The organism is uncultured Aquimarina sp., assembly GCF_947492965.1.
GTDB lineage: Bacteria > Bacteroidota > Bacteroidia > Flavobacteriales > Flavobacteriaceae > Aquimarina.
In genome coordinates, this window is record NZ_CANLOZ010000003.1 from 33,526 (window position 1) to 48,187 (window position 14,662).

A 14,662-nucleotide genomic window follows, 5' to 3' on the forward strand; every position below is an offset into this window, starting at 1 on the left:
GAGTGTATGAAAAAGCGTCCTAATGTATTAACAATTGCCGGTTTTGATCCTTCATCGGGAGCTGGATTAACGGCTGATATTAAAACGATGGAGGCTTTAAAGTGTTACGGATTTGCGGTATGTACCGCCAATACGATACAAAATGATACTGATTTTGAAGCATGTATATGGAATGATATTGAGTTGATAAAAAATCAAATTGCGATTCTTTTTAAAAAGTTTAGCATTGACTTCGTGAAGATCGGAATTGTTCAGAATTGGAAAGTACTAAATGAAATTATCGATTTTTTATTGAAAAATAATAGTAAGATAAAAATCATTTTGGATCCAGTATTGAGATCTAGCTCTTCCTATGATTTTCATTCCGAAAGTGAAAAACTAGATCATGAAGATAGTAAAGATGATAAAAAGTACTTCGAAGAAGTCTTGCAAAAGATATATCTAATTACTCCTAATTACGAAGAGATCGAAAAACTGTATAATGATAAGAACATAAAAGAAACTATAAATCATATTTCTGGCTATACGAATCTGCTTCTAAAAGGAGGGCATCGCAAAGAAATGGTTGGTAAGGATGAATTGTATACTAAAAAAGGTAATTGTTTTACATTAAACCCAAAGCGCAATAGAATCACAGAAAAACATGGTAGTGGTTGTGTATTATCATCTGCTGTTGCTGCATATTTGGCTTTAGGTTTTCCTTTATTGAAAGCATGTTTTAGAGGAAAAAGATATACAGAAAATGTATTAAGGTCTAATAAGACATTATTGGGCTATCATAAGTTTTAGTAGTTAAGTAGTTGAAGAAGTTAAGAATGTATTAATATGATAAACTTACAATATATATCACAAGGAAATTCTCCACAAGAGCATTTGCAGCATATAGGAGAAGTTTGTGAAGCAGGTGTAAGATGGGTGCAATTACGTCTAAAAAAAGAAGATCCAGCTACCATTTTAAATACTGCTCTAAAATGTAGAGAAATCTGTGATCAGTACGGAGCGATTATGATCGTAAACGATAGCGTGAGTATCGCGCAGGCATCGCAGGCAGATGGAGTGCATTTAGGATTAAATGATATGAACCCTAAAGAAGCCAGAAATATTTTAGGTCCTAATTTTATTATTGGAGGTACTGCAAATACACTGCAGGACTGTATACAACATAAGAATGATGGAGTAGATTATATTGGCCTTGGTCCTTTTAGATATACTACAACCAAAGAAAAATTAAGTCCTATTCTTGGAATTGAAGGATATCGATCTGTTATATCAGAATTAGGAGTTCAGGAAATAGAAATGCCAATTGTAGCGATTGGTGGTATTGTTGAAGAAGATATTGCTGGTATTATGGAAACTGGTGTATCTGGAATTGCTGTTTCTGGAATGTTGACCAACCAAGAGCAATTAGAAGAAAGAGTACAAAACTTAAAAGACCTTATAATGGTCAAGAGCTGATGCATATTGAATGAATTAAAAGAAACATGGATACATTAAAAATTGCAGATAAAGAGTTTTCATCTAGATTATTTACAGGTACAGGAAAATTTAGTTCCTCTGATCTAATGAGAAAATCGTTATTAGCATCAGAAAGCGAATTGATAACAGTTGCTCTAAAAAGGGTGGATGTCGAAGATAATAATGATGATATATTAGGGCATTTAGATCATCCCAGAATTAATTTATTACCAAATACGTCGGGAGTTAGAGATGCCAAAGAAGCTATTTTTGCTGCCCAGATGGCAAGAGAAGCTTTAGAAACGAATTGGATCAAATTAGAGATTCATCCCGATCCAAAATATTTGTTACCAGATCCTATAGAGACTTTAAAAGCGGCAGAAGAGCTTGTAAAATTAGGATTTGTAGTAATGCCTTATATTCATGCCGATCCTGTTTTGTGCAAAAGACTCGAAGAGGTAGGAACGCAATGTGTTATGCCTTTAGGAGCGCCAATAGGAAGTAATAAAGGTTTAAAGACATTTGATTTTTTAGAAATAATCATTGATCAAAGTAACGTCCCTGTAATTGTAGATGCAGGTATCGGTAGTCCATCACATGCTGCTTTTGCTATGGAAATTGGGGCAGATGCTGTATTGGTAAATACGGCGATTGCAGTTTCTCAGGAGCCTATTGCTATGGCAGAGGCTTTTAGAATGGCTGTTAAAGCAGGTAGGCTAGCTTATAATGCAAAATTAGCGCCAGTTAAAAAGCACGCAGAAGCAAGTAGTCCATTAACAAGTTTTTTGAATGAGTAGTTTCAAAGACATATTCGATAAGTTTGATTGGAACGATGTGCTTTCCGATATTTTACAAAAAAATGAACAAGATGTTCAGCAAGCTTTATATACTTCGAAAAGAACTATTGAGGATTTTAAAGCGTTAATTTCTCCAGCCGCAAAACCGTATTTGGAGCAAATGGCACAATTAAGTTATCAACTTACTAAGAAACGATTTGGGAATACCATACAGATGTATGCACCCATGTATCTTAGTAATGAATGTCAAAACATTTGTACATATTGCGGTTTTAGTATGACTAATAAAATTCCTCGAAGAACTTTGACCGATGAGGAAATACTTACGGAAGTAGCATATTTAAAGTCAAAAGGATATGATCATATTTTATTAGTTACCGGCGAGGCGAATAGAACTGTAGGTGTATCTTATATCAATAATGCGATACAGTTAATTCAGTCGAAGTTTGCAAATATCACTATAGAAGTACAACCATTAGATCAACCGGATTATGAGTTGCTTATAGAAAGTGGTTTGTATGCAGTGTTGGTGTATCAGGAAACTTACCATAAAGAAGAGTATAAGAAGCATCACCCAAAAGGGAGAAAGTCTAATTTTGACTATAGGTTAGAAACTCCAGATCGATTAGGACGTGCAGGAATTCATAAAATAGGGTTAGGAGCTTTGTTTGGGTTGGAAGATTGGAGAGCAGATAGTTTTTTTACTGCGTTGCATTTACAATATCTTCAAAAAACGTATTGGAAAACTAAATACTCTATATCATTTCCGAGGTTACGACCGCATAGTGGAGGATTAGAGCCTAAAGTAGAAATGACAGATTCGGATTTAGTACAATTAATATGCGCATTTCGATTATTAGATGAAGATGTGGAGTTATCTATGTCTACTCGTGAGAGTGAAGTTTTTAGAGAAAATATTGTCAATCTAGGTATTACTTCTATAAGTGCAGAATCTAAAACAAATCCTGGAGGATATGCTGTAGAACCTCAATCTTTGGAACAGTTCGAAATTTCTGATGAGCGTTCTACCGAAGAAGTGGTCACTATGCTAAAATCTAAAGGTTTAGAAGTAGTTTGGAAAGATTGGGCACATAATTGGCAATAATAACTAAGGATAAGTCAGTACTGCATATGTTAAACAAAGAAGAAAACATTCAATATAGTCGCCATATTTTACTCGATGAGATAGGTGTCGAAGGGCAAGAAAAATTAAAATCTGCCAAAGTTTTAGTTATCGGTGCAGGTGGTTTAGGATGTCCAATTTTACAATATCTTACTGCCGCAGGAGTTGGAACGATTGGTATTATTGATAATGATGTAGTTGATCAAACTAACTTACAAAGACAAGTTTTATACACGATTAATGATATAGGAAAGTCAAAAGCTAGAGTAGCTTCAGAAAGGTTAGCTGCAATAAATCCTTTTGTTTTTTTTAAGGTATATGAAGAATTACTAGATAATGACAATGCTGTAGAACTATTTTCAGACTATGATATTATAGTGGATGGAAGCGATAATTTTCCGACCAGATACTTAGTGAATGATGCTTGTGTACTAGCTGATAAACCGCTAGTTTTTGGATCTATTTTTAAATTTCAAGGACAAGTTTCTGTCTTAAATTATAAGGATGGACCAACATATCGTTGTTTATTTCCTTCTCCTCCGTCTCCAGGAGCTGTTCCTAATTGTTCTGACATAGGCGTTTTGGGGGTGTTACCAGGTATTATTGGAAGTCTTCAAGCCAATGAAGTAATCAAAATGGTTACAGGAATTGGAGAAGTATTACGAGGAAAGCTTTTTTATTTTGATACGCTAACGATGCAACAGCAGGTCATTGCATTCAAGAAAAATCATGATATTGAAATAGACCAACTAGAAGAGGATTACGATTTTTTCTGCGGAATAAGTTCTTATGGTTTTGAAGAAATCAATGCAGTAGAACTGAAAAAACATATAGAAGATTATCAAATTTTAGATGTCAGATCTTTCGAAGAGTTTAATCATTTTAACATAGGCGGTACGCATATTCCTTTAGAAAGTATTTCGGATCATATAATGGAATTGAATGGGAACAAACCAATTGTGGTTTGTTGTCAATCAGGAATTCGTAGTAAAAGAGCAATAGAACTTATTAGAGAAAAAAGAAATGATCTTCATCTCATTAATTTAAGTAATGGATTGTCTACGTTTTAATTAGAAATTACTAAAATGTTTCCTTCTCTTCTAATCTGATATCTCAATAAAGGAAAACCACCTTCTCCTTCTAATTGCTGCCCATTTATAATTTCATAAGCATTATCATTGCCACAATTAGATTCGGCTCTAATACCAGTTACATTTAGAGCTGAACAGTCACTTGGAGTAATATTAGGATCGCTAAGTTCAAAAGCAGAATATAATGTGTTGTCAACATTGTAGATAATCACACCTTTGATACCAACTCCTTCAATTCCTATTACTTCAGAGTTTCCAGGAAATTTAAGATCATTAAATTGTGGAAGATCTAAATTTACCGTATGGTTAAAACTGATTGACGGAAGGTTAGGGTTATTAGAACGATTATCATCACTACTACAAGAAATGATACATAGCGAAATGGATAGTATAAATAGTATTTTTTTCATTTGTTTACTCTTAAAAAAAGAAAGATATTCTTTATTTACAAAAACAGGGATTTTTTAAACGACCAAATTAGTCAAAAATGTGATTCGGTATTATTTTTTCTTATATTTGTTTTAGATAAAGTCCCATAGCTATGGGATTTTTTGTATTTATATAAACGATGAAGTTATGAGCAAAGTATCCTATTACACTGCAGAAGGGCTAAAAAAATTAAGAGACGAGTTAAATAACCTTAAAGATATAGAAAGACCTAAAGCATCACAAGCAATTGCAGAAGCACGTGATAAAGGAGATTTAAGTGAAAATGCCGAATATGATGCGGCAAAAGAAGCACAAGGACTTTTAGAAATGAGAATTTCTAAATTAGAAGAGACTTTGGCTGGAGCTCGTCTTATTGATGAATCTCAGTTAGATACTTCAAAAGTGCTAATACATTCTACGGTAAAGATAAAAAACCAAACTAATGGTGCTCAAATGACGTATAAACTAGTAGCACAAAGTGAGGCAGATCTTAAAACTGGAAAAATATCGGTAGATTCTCCAATCGGCAAAGGTCTTCTAGGTAAAAGCGTTGGAGAGGTAGCAGAGATTCAAGTTCCTAACGGAATTATGAAGTTTGATGTAGTAGAAATAACAAGAGAATAGTATAAATAACATAGAATACGAAAACCTTTCTTAAAAAAATGAGAAAGGTTTTTTTATGATTATTATTTTCCTAGAAATGTTCTATATTTCGTAACAATAAACCAACCAAAATTTATAACAAATGTCTACCCTTTTTACGAAAATAGTTGCTGGTGAAATACCCTCATATAAAGTTGCAGAAGATGAGCACTTTTATGCTTTCTTAGATATTAACCCTAATGCCAAAGGGCATACGCTATGCATTCCAAAAAAGGAAGAAGATAAAATCTTTGATCTAGACGAAGAAACTTATATAGAACTGATGCGTTTTTCTCGTAAAGTAGCAAAGGCAATTGAAAAATCTGTACCCTGTCTAAGAGTTGGGGTTGCTGTAGTGGGTCTAGAAGTACCTCATGTTCATGTGCATTTAATTCCACTTAATGATATGAGAGAGATGACATTTCAGCATAAAGTATCAATGAGTAAAGAAGAGTTTGAAACATTAGCCGAAAAGATTCAATCTAATTTGTAAATGAGTACCTCTTCAGAATTTAAACTTTCACTACAGCTTAGGATTGATTGGAGTGAAATGGATACCTATCAGCACGTAAATAATGTTAACTTCATGAAATACATGCAGAGTGCGCGTGTTCAGTTTTGGGAGGTGTCTGGTTTGGCAAAATTATATGCAGCAACCAAAAAAGGACCTATGTTGGTTTCTACCAAATGTGATTTCAAAAATCCTTTATTTTTTCCTGGAAATGTATTGATAAAAACAAAAGTAGCTTATATCAAAAATTCAAGTTTTGGTTTGTATCACGAACTTTACAATGATGATGGTACTTTATGTGCTGTTGGTAACGATGTAGCTGTTTGTTTTGACTTTAATATTGATAAAACATTTGTTATTCCTGAGGATCTTAGAGCAGTAATGAATGAATATGCTTAGAGTTTATCAGTAAAAAGATCCGGGAAAAATAGAAATGCTCCAATAGCACAAGAAACTATCAGAATAAGTAAAAAGAGTATTGCGTAAAATAGTTTAGTAAATCTGATTCCAGAAGATGCTACGGATATCGTTTTCTTATGATATTCATAAACTCTTTCGATATCATCGGTCCATCGACCAGGGTAGATAGTGGTGCCACATTTTTGGCAATCCATACTTTCTATAACATCCTTTTCTGTTTTAATGTATAATTTAGAAAGAACCTTTTTTTGTTTAAAAGAAAGTTGTAGGCTTTTTGTAGCGTAACATTCAGGACAATTGTTATTTAGAATGGTGTTTTTTAAAATGATATACTCAGTTTTCACGTTATATTTATTTTAAAAGATAACGTGTGTAAAAACATTATGTTATGCTAGAAGCATCATATTTACTTAAAGTAATCTGAAATGTAGTACCCTTTCCTATTTCCGATCTTAGTACTCGAATTTTACCAGAATGGTATTCTTCAATGATTCTCTTAGCCAACGAGAGCCCAAGTCCCCAACCTCTGGTTTTAGAGGTGTAACCAGGTTCGAAAATCTTAGTAAACTTACTTTTTGGGATTCCTTTTCCAGTATCGGTAATCCTAATGTAAACACGTTTACTATCCTGAGATAAATCAATATTCAGATCTCCTTTTCCTCTCATAGCATCTATCGCATTCTTAACCAAATTTTCTATGGTCCAACTATAAAGCTGAGAGTTTAGAAGTACCGCAATAGACTCATCGGGAATGTTTATTGAGAAATTAATTAATTTAGAACTTCTACTTTGTAAATACGTGTATGCTTCACTCGTTTCTTTTACAATATCTGATTCTTCCAAGTTCGGTATCGAGCCAATTTTAGAAAATCGTTCTGTAATTACTTTCAATCTAGAAATGTCTTTTTCGATTTCTACAATGTATTCTGGATTTACTTGTTCTGCTTTTAAAATTTCGTTCCAGCCAACTAATGAAGAAAGTGGTGTTCCGATCTGGTGTGCTGTTTCTTTAGCCATACCAGCCCACAATTTATTTTGTTCACTCGCTTTAGAAGTAGTAAAAAAGAAATAAATAACACCAATGAGCAAAAAAATGATCAATGCAATGGCTATAGGGTAGTATTTTAATTTATTAAGAATAGAAGAATTGCCATAATAGACGTATTGTACGGTATCTTTAAGATCTAAAACAATAGGTTCATTTTCTGATTTCATGTTGTCCAGATGATCCCTTAATTCAGTTTCGGAAATGTCTTCTGGAAGGTTTAACGTGGTGCCCTGAATGTCAATTCTTCCTTTGGAGTCTTTGATCAAATCTCCTTCTGCATTTGTAATAATGGTAGGTATTGTATTGTTAGTACGATTGATTAGGTTTGATAATTCTAAATAATCATCAAGACTAAGTTCATCCGAACCGTCTAAACCAGAACTACTCAGCGCTTTAAAAGATTGAGCCCAAACTTGCATTTTGATACTTTCATCTTTCTTTAAGCGCTGCAAAAACAAAGAGGTGTTCCATAATACAAGACCTGTAATTACAAGAACGGCAAATATTATAAAGTAACTAGCTAAATTACGTTCGTCAGAAAAGTTCATAAAAAGTGTATTGCAAGTCCTAAATATAAACGTTTTTATACGATTTTATTGTTTTATACCAAGGTAAGTAAAACCAAACAAATGAATGCTGATCGGGTTAAAGTTTAATTATCTTTGTCTTATTAGATTTTTATATGATACGAATTGATCCTTTAGAAGTTTCCACTGGAAAATTACACGGAATGATGCTTGGTGCAATAGGCCCAAGACCTATAGCCTTTGCCAGTACCGTGGATAAGGAAGGGAATCCAAACCTTTCTCCTTTTAGTTTTTTTAATGTATTTAGTGCTAATCCACCTATTCTGATTTTCTCTCCTGCGCGAAGAGTGAGAGATAATTCTACCAAGCATACCCTGGAGAATGTTATAGCAACTGATGAGGTAGTGATTAATATTGTTAATTATGATATTGTTCAGCAAATGTCCTTGTCTAGTACAGAATATCCAGAGGGTGTTAATGAGTTTGAGAAAGCTGGATTGACCATGTTACCTTCAGAAAAAATAAAATCTTTTAGAGTAGCTGAGGCTCCAGTTCAGTTTGAGTGCAAGGTAAACGAGGTTGTTTCATTGGGTGATAATGGTGGTGCTGGTAACTTGGTTATTTGCGAGGTCTTATTGATGCACGTAAAAGAAGATATATTAGATGCTGATGGTAAGATCGACCAATATAAAATTGATCAGGTAGCTCGTATGGGTGGTAATTGGTATTCTAGAGCAAACATGGGAATGTTTGAAGTGCCAAAACCTTTAAGCACTATAGGAATTGGAATTGATGTACTACCAGATCGTATTAAGAATAGTAGTGTTTTTACTGGTAATGATTTAGGTAAATTGGGAAATATTGAAAGTATCCCTGAAATAAACAAAGCCAAAGATTTTGTTAATAACAATAGTGATATTAAGGATAAAATTCAGGGTGCTAACCTAATAGAAATTCATAAATTTGCACAGCAGTATTTGGATAAAGATGATATTCAAACTGCCTGGAATATTTTAGCAGCAATACAATAATTAAACACATGGAAGTACAAGGTAAAGTAAAGATGTTAGGTGAAACGCAGACGTTTGGAAGCAATGGTTTCAGAAAACGTGAGATAGTGGTGACTACAGATGAGCAATATCCACAGCATATAATGGTTGAGTTTATTCAGGATAAATGTGATTTATTAAATAACTTTCAGATAGGTCAGGATGTAAAAATAAGTATCAATTTGCGTGGTCGCGAATGGGTAAATCCTCAGGGAGAAACAAAATATTTTAATTCTATTCAAGGTTGGAGAATCGAAAACTTACAACAAGCAGCTCCTTCGGCTCCAGCAGCAATGCCTCCTGCTGATGCATTTGAACCTGCTACCGATTTTAAAGAAGAAGATCACGACGATCTACCATTTTAAGTTCAACATGTTGCAAAAATTTTAAGCAACATATTGAATTACAAAGCAAAAAGTCCGATACATATGTGTCGGACTTTTCATATTGTGGTTTTAGGTTAACCTTTTAATAAAACTCAAAAAAGCAATGATGAACAAAATTTATCTTAAAAGGTCTTAACAAATATTGCGATTTTTTTGGTCAATTCAAACAACTAATTGATATTTAACGTTGTAGAAACGTTAGCGAATTTAGATTTGTACATACTTAATAATTCTATTGCTTTTCCACCAGTATCCGAGGCCAATAACGACGGATTATTAGCAATTGGTGGAGACCTTTCAGTGCCTAGATTGTTAGAGGCATATCATCATGGTATTTTTCCATGGTATGATGAAGATCAGCCAATTTTGTGGTTCAGTCCTGATCCTAGAATGATACTTTTTCCGAATGAACTAAAGATTAGTAAAAGTATGAAGCAGCTGTTACGAAGAAATACGTTTTCTGTAACTTTTAATAAGGATTTTGAAAATGTAATTGACAATTGTGCTTCGATTGATCGAGTAGATCAATTAGGAACTTGGATAACACCAGATATGAAAAAAGCTTATACTACACTTCACAAAATGGGATATGCAACTTCAGTAGAAGTTTGGAAAGATTCGGAATTGGTTGGAGGTTTGTATGGAGTATGGCTAAAAGACAAGAATGTCTTTTGTGGCGAAAGTATGTTTTCTAAAGTAAGTAATGCTTCTAAATATGGGTTTGTTAAACTTGTAGAGTTTTTAAAGGAAAATGAAGTGAAGTTAATAGATTGTCAGGTACATACAAATCATTTAGAAAGTTTGGGTGCAAAAGAAATTCCAAGAGATGATTTTATGAAATTTTTGAAGTAGATTTATATAAGAAAATCAAACCTTTATGATTATACATAATCTTGAAACCGAAAATTCTATTTTAAATCAATTTATAGCAGAAATTAGAGATACAGCTATCCAAAAAGATGCTATGCGTTTTAGGCGTAATATAGAGCGTATAGGAGAGGTTTTGGGATATGAACTTAGTAAAACTTTGACGTATGCTGAGGAAATGACTCAGACGCCTCTTGGAGCTAAAGAAATCTCGGTTCCACAAAAAGATCTTGTATTGTGTGCTATTTTAAGAGCAGGTTTGCCTTTACATCAAGGACTTCTTAATTATTTTGATCAAGCAGAAAATGCTTTTATATCAGCTTATAGAGATCATAAGGGAAATAGTGATGAATTTGATGTGGTGGTAAGTTATTTGGCATCTCCTTCCATAGAAAATAAGGTGTTAGTATTAATAGATCCAATGTTAGCTACCGGAAAAACATTAGAAAATACCATGAAAGCTTTAAAAAGTCATGGGACACCTAAGCAAATTCATATAGTTTCAGTTATTGGGTCCAATAAAGGAGTGGAGTATGTAGAAAAAATATTTCCAGAAAATACACATCTTTGGATAGCTGCTATTGATCAAGAGCTAAATTCCAAAGGATATATAATTCCTGGATTAGGAGATGCTGGAGACCTTTCTTACGGATCCAAATTGTAATTTACACCTCATTATACCTGTAACAGTCTACGATATGGTCATTTACGATTCCAATTGCTTGCATAAAAGCATACACTACAGTAGATCCAACAAACTTAAAACCTCGTTTCTTTAAATCTTTACTGATTTTATCCGAAAGCGATGTGTTAGCAGGACATTCTTTATGGTCTTTCCAAGCATTTTTAATAGGTTTTCCATCTACAAATCCCCAGATATACGCATCAAAACTTCCAAACTCTTCCTGGATCTTGATAAAGTTCTGAGCATTCGTAATTGCAGAATTTACTTTTAGCTTGTTTCGGATGATACCTGGATTTTGTAATAATTCTTCTTTTTTGTTATCGTCATATCGCGCCACACGTTGGTAATCAAAATTGTCAAAAGCAACTCTAAAATTATCACGTTTTCTAAGAATTGTAATCCAACTTAATCCTGCCTGAAAGGTTTCTAGAACTAAGAATTCAAATAATAATTGTTCATCGTGCAATGGAACACCCCATTCATTATCATGATAAGATTCATACAAAGGGTCGCCAATACACCATCCGCATCGAGTTTTTCCCATAAAGTATTTTTTAAAAATTATTGTCTAAAATAAAGTATTCCTATTGATATTTTTGAAGTACTGAATAAATGTTTTTTATCGAAATGGTATTTTTGACACTGTAGAAGGGTTTACATGATTTGTAAGTTTTGAAACTCGGTCTCGTCTTAGTTCGTAAGAGAGATAACAACTATGGAAACAACAATGACAATACATAATTTAATAGAAAAAGGAATCGATAATTCATATTCCTATCAGGAATATAGAAGTTTAGTAAGTGACCTATTAGCAGAAGGTAAGTCTACAGGTCATGAACAGTCTGATGCATTAACTAATTACAGTATGCTGAATGATCGTAGAATGAAAAGACTGGACAAAACTTTAAAAATAGATGATCAAGTAAAGGATGCGTTTACGAATGCTAAAACAGATATTACCTGGTTGGTGTTAACCGAAGGTTGGTGTGGTGATGCTGCACAATCCTTACCGGTAATTAATAAGCTTGCAGAAATGAACGACGGAATTAAGCTAAGAATTATTTCTAGAGATGATAATGACGAACTAATGAATAACTTTCTTACTAACGGTGGCAAGTCAATTCCTAAGTTGATCGCTTACAATAAAGAAACTAAAGAAGTAGTAGATAGTTGGGGGCCAAGACCATCAGTAGCTACTAAAATGGTAAATGATTATAAAGAATTACATGGAAGTCTGGATCCTCAGTTTAAGCAAGATTTGCAGGTTTGGTATAACAAGGACAAAGGGAATAACATCGCAGAAGATTTAGTAAAGCTTCTGTAAGCTATCCTCCGTAATTAAAATAATACGTGATAAAACCTTTTTGTTCTTCTATTTCGGAAGAGGAGAATAAAGCATCTCGCGCATAATTAATTGCGTTCTCAAAAAGACATTCGTTTCGTGTGGTAGATCTTTTTTTGTCAACTTTGGCATCGGTAACATAACCGTTCTGGTTTACCTCAATTTTAATAACGACTTTCCCACTCCCATTACAAGTATAAATAGGATTGGGGATGTCTTTTTTTTGTCTTCCTTTTAGTGTAAAAGTAACCGAACTGTTTCTGTTATTAACTTCTTCAGAAATTGGTTTTTCATCTTTTTTAGATTCCTCAACCTTTTCCTCAATGATTTCTTCGTTCACTACTTCCTCTCCTTTTACCATTTCTTCATTATCAGAAGTTTGTTCCGTTGCTTCTGCTGTTTCGGTAAGAGATTTTAAACGTTGTTCGAAATCCTCAGAATCCTCGAAATCTTCGTTAAACGCATCATGAGTTCTTTTAGAGGCGATTAATTCTCTGTTTTCTTCGGGAGCTATTTCTTCTTCTGGTTCTTCTTGTTTTGCAAGTTCTTCCATTAACTCTTCTGGGATTTCCATAAGAATTTCTGACTGCTCTTTCTTTTTATTCACCATATTAATATTGTAGAGCGTCAACACAAAAATACCCATCAACATAGATGTGATAATTAATGCTTTATGTTTTTCTATAAATTGCATAGGTATCTATAACTCCTTTTCTTCTACAATATTTTATAAGGTTTCGATTTCTGCACGTAGCTGATTTTCAAATATTTCAGGGCTTATTGCGTCCGTAACATCAAAAGATCCGATTTTAGTTCTTCTCAAAGCACTCAGATGGCCACCACTTTGCAATGCTTTTCCAAAATCATGTGCTAGTGATCGTATATAGGTTCCTTTTCCGCAAACTACTCTAAAATCTACTTCTGGTAATTCTATTCGTGTTATTTCAAATTCGGAAATCGTAATTTTTCTTGCTGCTACGGCTACTTCTTCTCCTTCGCGAGCATACTCATATAATCTTTTTCCATCCTTTTTTAAGGCTGAAAAAACCGGAGGATATTGTTCAATTTCTCCAACAAACCCTTTTGTGGCTTGTTGTATATTTTCTGCTGAAATATGATCTACAGGAAAAGTCTGATCTACTTCAGTCTCTAAATCATAAGAAGGTGTCGTTGCGCCTAAGGTAATGGTTCCAGTGTATTCTTTGGTTTGTCCCATGAATTCCTGAATTCGTTTTGTAAACTTACCAGTGCAAATGATTAGTAATCCAGAAGCCAGTGGGTCTAACGTACCAGCATGACCAACTTTAATTTTTTTAATCCCGAAAGTTTTACGAATACGCCAACGTACTTTGTTAACAACCTGAAAGGAAGTCCATTGAAGCGGTTTGTCGATCAGAACGATCTGACCGTCTTTATAATCTTGTTCGGTTAGCATTACTGGGGACTATTTAATAAAACCAAAGATGATGGCTATTACACCAACAACAATACAATATAAGGCAAAATATGATAATTTACTCTTTTTTACCAAAGAAATCATCCATGTACAAGCAAAAAGTCCAGAAATAAAAGCTGCTAAAAACCCAAGAATTAAAGGGAAACTACTCTCTGAAGAGATGTTTAAATCCCCACTTAATAGGTCTTTGGCAATCTTTCCGAAGATTAGAGGAATTACCATAAGAAATGAGAATCTTGCTGCTTTTGTTTTATCATTACCTAGTAGTACAGAAGTAGAAATGGTAGCTCCACTTCTAGAAATACCTGGTAGCATGGCAATAGCTTGAGCAATTCCTATAATAAAAGCATTAGGTGTACTTACGACCTTATTAGTGTCTTTGGCCTTATCTGCTAACCATAAAAGAATCGCCGTGATCAATAACATAAAACCAACGAACATAATATTCCCACTAAAAAGCTGCTCTAATTGTTCTTCAAAAAATAGACCTATAAGCACTGCCGGAATCATAGAAACTATAATGCGTAGAGAAAACATAGTTTCTTCATTCTTTTTAAATAGAAAAAGACCTTTTAGAATCTGTAGAATATCTTTTCTAAATACAACTATAGTACTAAGTGCTGTTGCAAAATGTAAAACAACAGTAAAAAGCAAGGATTCTTCGGGTACACTCTTATCACCTAGAATAGCTTTTCCTAATTCTAAATGACCACTGGAAGAAACTGGAAGAAATTCGGTTAGTCCCTGAATTACACCCAAAATGATAGCATCAATAATTTCCATAAGGAACGTTTTGTAAAATTCGATGCAAATATATAACTACGAGAAGATAAA

20 protein-coding genes are annotated in these 14,662 nt (G+C 33.7%); 13 read left to right on the top strand and 7 right to left on the bottom strand.

What is annotated here, in order from left to right:
- Window positions 1-6: 6 nt before the first annotated feature.
- Genes Q1B37_RS08310 through moeB form a run of 5 tightly spaced genes read left to right on the top strand, consistent with a single transcriptional unit; the run spans window position 7 to window position 4,445 of the window.
- Entirely contained in the window at window positions 7-789 is a 783-nt protein-coding gene (locus Q1B37_RS08310) for a hydroxymethylpyrimidine/phosphomethylpyrimidine kinase (protein WP_299605031.1), read from the top strand.
- A 36-nt stretch (window positions 790-825) separates the two neighbouring features.
- The gene (locus Q1B37_RS08315; protein WP_299897750.1) at window positions 826-1,455 is read left to right on the top strand and encodes a thiamine phosphate synthase; all 630 of its coding nucleotides are present in this window, start codon (window positions 826-828) and stop codon (window positions 1,453-1,455) included.
- 26 nt (window positions 1,456-1,481) lie between these two features.
- A complete protein-coding gene (locus tag Q1B37_RS08320; protein WP_299897759.1) occupies window positions 1,482-2,252 on the top strand; it encodes a thiazole synthase in 771 nt (256 codons plus the stop codon).
- Window positions 2,245-3,357, top strand: a complete 1,113-nt coding sequence (thiH, locus tag Q1B37_RS08325; RefSeq protein ID WP_299897763.1) for a 2-iminoacetate synthase ThiH — start codon at window positions 2,245-2,247, stop codon at window positions 3,355-3,357. Before Q1B37_RS08320 ends, thiH begins: the two co-directional genes overlap by 8 nt.
- A 26-nt stretch (window positions 3,358-3,383) precedes the next feature.
- Entirely contained in the window at window positions 3,384-4,445 is a 1,062-nt protein-coding gene (gene moeB / locus Q1B37_RS08330; protein WP_299897766.1) for a molybdopterin-synthase adenylyltransferase MoeB, read from the top strand.
- Here the strand turns inward: moeB and Q1B37_RS08335 are convergent.
- On the bottom strand, window positions 4,442-4,876 hold the full coding sequence (locus Q1B37_RS08335) for a hypothetical protein (RefSeq protein WP_299605041.1): 435 nt from the start codon (window positions 4,874-4,876) through the stop codon (window positions 4,442-4,444). The two genes, moeB and Q1B37_RS08335, sit on opposite strands and share 4 nt — an antisense overlap.
- A 166-nt stretch (window positions 4,877-5,042) precedes the next feature.
- Between Q1B37_RS08335 and greA the strand changes: the two genes are divergently transcribed.
- The 3 genes from greA (at window position 5,043) to Q1B37_RS08350 (ending at window position 6,447) form a co-directional block, all read left to right on the top strand.
- On the top strand, window positions 5,043-5,519 hold the full coding sequence (greA, locus tag Q1B37_RS08340; protein ID WP_299605043.1) for a transcription elongation factor GreA: 477 nt from the start codon (window positions 5,043-5,045) through the stop codon (window positions 5,517-5,519).
- Window positions 5,520-5,640: 121 nt separating this feature from the next.
- Window positions 5,641-6,030: an HIT family protein gene (locus Q1B37_RS08345; protein ID WP_299605044.1), complete on the top strand. Its 390-nt coding sequence runs from the start codon at window positions 5,641-5,643 to the stop codon at window positions 6,028-6,030.
- Window positions 6,031-6,447, top strand: coding sequence for a thioesterase family protein (locus Q1B37_RS08350; protein ID WP_299897769.1), 417 nt, complete (start codon window positions 6,031-6,033; stop codon window positions 6,445-6,447).
- Here the strand turns inward: Q1B37_RS08350 and Q1B37_RS08355 are convergent.
- Together Q1B37_RS08355 and Q1B37_RS08360 are read right to left on the bottom strand one after the other, a co-directional pair.
- Window positions 6,444-6,812, bottom strand: a complete 369-nt coding sequence (locus Q1B37_RS08355) for a hypothetical protein (protein ID WP_299897772.1) — start codon at window positions 6,810-6,812, stop codon at window positions 6,444-6,446. The two genes, Q1B37_RS08350 and Q1B37_RS08355, sit on opposite strands and share 4 nt — an antisense overlap.
- Before the next feature lie 37 nt (window positions 6,813-6,849).
- On the bottom strand, window positions 6,850-8,064 hold the full coding sequence (locus Q1B37_RS08360) for a HAMP domain-containing sensor histidine kinase (protein WP_299897775.1): 1,215 nt from the start codon (window positions 8,062-8,064) through the stop codon (window positions 6,850-6,852).
- Window positions 8,065-8,198: 134 nt separating this feature from the next.
- Here Q1B37_RS08360 and Q1B37_RS08365 point away from each other — a divergent pair, with 134 nt between their 5' ends.
- The 4 genes from Q1B37_RS08365 (at window position 8,199) to upp (ending at window position 11,009) form a co-directional block, all read left to right on the top strand.
- Entirely contained in the window at window positions 8,199-9,074 is an 876-nt protein-coding gene (locus tag Q1B37_RS08365; protein WP_299897777.1) for a flavin reductase family protein, read from the top strand.
- An 8-nt stretch (window positions 9,075-9,082) separates the two neighbouring features.
- Window positions 9,083-9,457 carry a DUF3127 domain-containing protein gene (locus Q1B37_RS08370; protein ID WP_299605052.1) on the top strand — a complete coding sequence of 125 codons (375 nt, stop codon included), beginning with the start codon at window positions 9,083-9,085 and terminating at the stop codon, window positions 9,455-9,457.
- 234 nt (window positions 9,458-9,691) lie between these two features.
- Window positions 9,692-10,330: a leucyl/phenylalanyl-tRNA--protein transferase gene (gene aat / locus Q1B37_RS08375; RefSeq protein WP_299898694.1), complete on the top strand. Its 639-nt coding sequence runs from the start codon at window positions 9,692-9,694 to the stop codon at window positions 10,328-10,330.
- Window positions 10,331-10,355: 25 nt separating this feature from the next.
- A complete protein-coding gene (gene upp, locus Q1B37_RS08380; protein WP_299605054.1) occupies window positions 10,356-11,009 on the top strand; it encodes a uracil phosphoribosyltransferase in 654 nt (217 codons plus the stop codon).
- Between the two features lies 1 nt (window position 11,010).
- On the opposite strand, the gene Q1B37_RS08385 is transcribed toward upp, so the two are convergent.
- Window positions 11,011-11,574, bottom strand: a complete 564-nt coding sequence (locus Q1B37_RS08385; RefSeq protein ID WP_299897781.1) for a DNA-3-methyladenine glycosylase I — start codon at window positions 11,572-11,574, stop codon at window positions 11,011-11,013.
- 171 nt (window positions 11,575-11,745) lie between these two features.
- Between Q1B37_RS08385 and Q1B37_RS08390 the strand changes: the two genes are divergently transcribed.
- Window positions 11,746-12,354: a thioredoxin family protein gene (locus tag Q1B37_RS08390; RefSeq protein ID WP_299605059.1), complete on the top strand. Its 609-nt coding sequence runs from the start codon at window positions 11,746-11,748 to the stop codon at window positions 12,352-12,354.
- A 1-nt stretch (window position 12,355) separates the two neighbouring features.
- Here Q1B37_RS08390 and Q1B37_RS08395 read toward each other — a convergent pair whose 3' ends face one another.
- The 3 genes from Q1B37_RS08395 to Q1B37_RS08405 are packed head-to-tail and all read right to left on the bottom strand — an operon-like array spanning window position 12,356 to window position 14,611.
- Window positions 12,356-13,066, bottom strand: a complete 711-nt coding sequence (locus Q1B37_RS08395; protein ID WP_299897783.1) for a hypothetical protein — start codon at window positions 13,064-13,066, stop codon at window positions 12,356-12,358.
- A 33-nt stretch (window positions 13,067-13,099) separates the two neighbouring features.
- Window positions 13,100-13,807 (bottom strand): tRNA pseudouridine(55) synthase TruB, encoded by a 708-nt coding sequence (gene truB, locus Q1B37_RS08400; protein ID WP_299897786.1) that lies wholly within the window; start codon window positions 13,805-13,807, stop codon window positions 13,100-13,102.
- Window positions 13,808-13,816: 9 nt separating this feature from the next.
- A complete protein-coding gene (locus tag Q1B37_RS08405; RefSeq protein WP_299897789.1) occupies window positions 13,817-14,611 on the bottom strand; it encodes an undecaprenyl-diphosphate phosphatase in 795 nt (264 codons plus the stop codon).
- Window positions 14,612-14,662 lie beyond the last annotated feature (51 nt).

Coding starts and splice junctions, on each gene's coding strand:
- Q1B37_RS08385 (WP_299897781.1), bottom strand. CDS start 11,574: ATGGGAAAAACTCGATGCGGATGGTGTATTGGCGACCCTTTGTATGAA.
- Q1B37_RS08360 (WP_299897775.1), bottom strand. CDS start 8,064: ATGAACTTTTCTGACGAACGTAATTTAGCTAGTTACTTTATAATATTT.
- thiH (WP_299897763.1), top strand. CDS start 2,245: ATGAGTAGTTTCAAAGACATATTCGATAAGTTTGATTGGAACGATGTG.
- truB (WP_299897786.1), bottom strand. CDS start 13,807: ATGCTAACCGAACAAGATTATAAAGACGGTCAGATCGTTCTGATCGAC.
- Q1B37_RS08395 (WP_299897783.1), bottom strand. CDS start 13,066: ATGCAATTTATAGAAAAACATAAAGCATTAATTATCACATCTATGTTG.
- Q1B37_RS08345 (WP_299605044.1), top strand. CDS start 5,641: ATGTCTACCCTTTTTACGAAAATAGTTGCTGGTGAAATACCCTCATAT.
- Q1B37_RS08320 (WP_299897759.1), top strand. CDS start 1,482: ATGGATACATTAAAAATTGCAGATAAAGAGTTTTCATCTAGATTATTT.
- Q1B37_RS08370 (WP_299605052.1), top strand. CDS start 9,083: ATGGAAGTACAAGGTAAAGTAAAGATGTTAGGTGAAACGCAGACGTTT.
- Q1B37_RS08350 (WP_299897769.1), top strand. CDS start 6,031: ATGAGTACCTCTTCAGAATTTAAACTTTCACTACAGCTTAGGATTGAT.
- Q1B37_RS08310 (WP_299605031.1), top strand. CDS start 7: ATGAAAAAGCGTCCTAATGTATTAACAATTGCCGGTTTTGATCCTTCA.
- Q1B37_RS08365 (WP_299897777.1), top strand. CDS start 8,199: ATGATACGAATTGATCCTTTAGAAGTTTCCACTGGAAAATTACACGGA.
- greA (WP_299605043.1), top strand. CDS start 5,043: ATGAGCAAAGTATCCTATTACACTGCAGAAGGGCTAAAAAAATTAAGA.
- Q1B37_RS08315 (WP_299897750.1), top strand. CDS start 826: ATGATAAACTTACAATATATATCACAAGGAAATTCTCCACAAGAGCAT.
- Q1B37_RS08405 (WP_299897789.1), bottom strand. CDS start 14,611: ATGGAAATTATTGATGCTATCATTTTGGGTGTAATTCAGGGACTAACC.
- Q1B37_RS08390 (WP_299605059.1), top strand. CDS start 11,746: ATGGAAACAACAATGACAATACATAATTTAATAGAAAAAGGAATCGAT.
- Q1B37_RS08335 (WP_299605041.1), bottom strand. CDS start 4,876: ATGAAAAAAATACTATTTATACTATCCATTTCGCTATGTATCATTTCT.
- moeB (WP_299897766.1), top strand. CDS start 3,384: ATGTTAAACAAAGAAGAAAACATTCAATATAGTCGCCATATTTTACTC.
- upp (WP_299605054.1), top strand. CDS start 10,356: ATGATTATACATAATCTTGAAACCGAAAATTCTATTTTAAATCAATTT.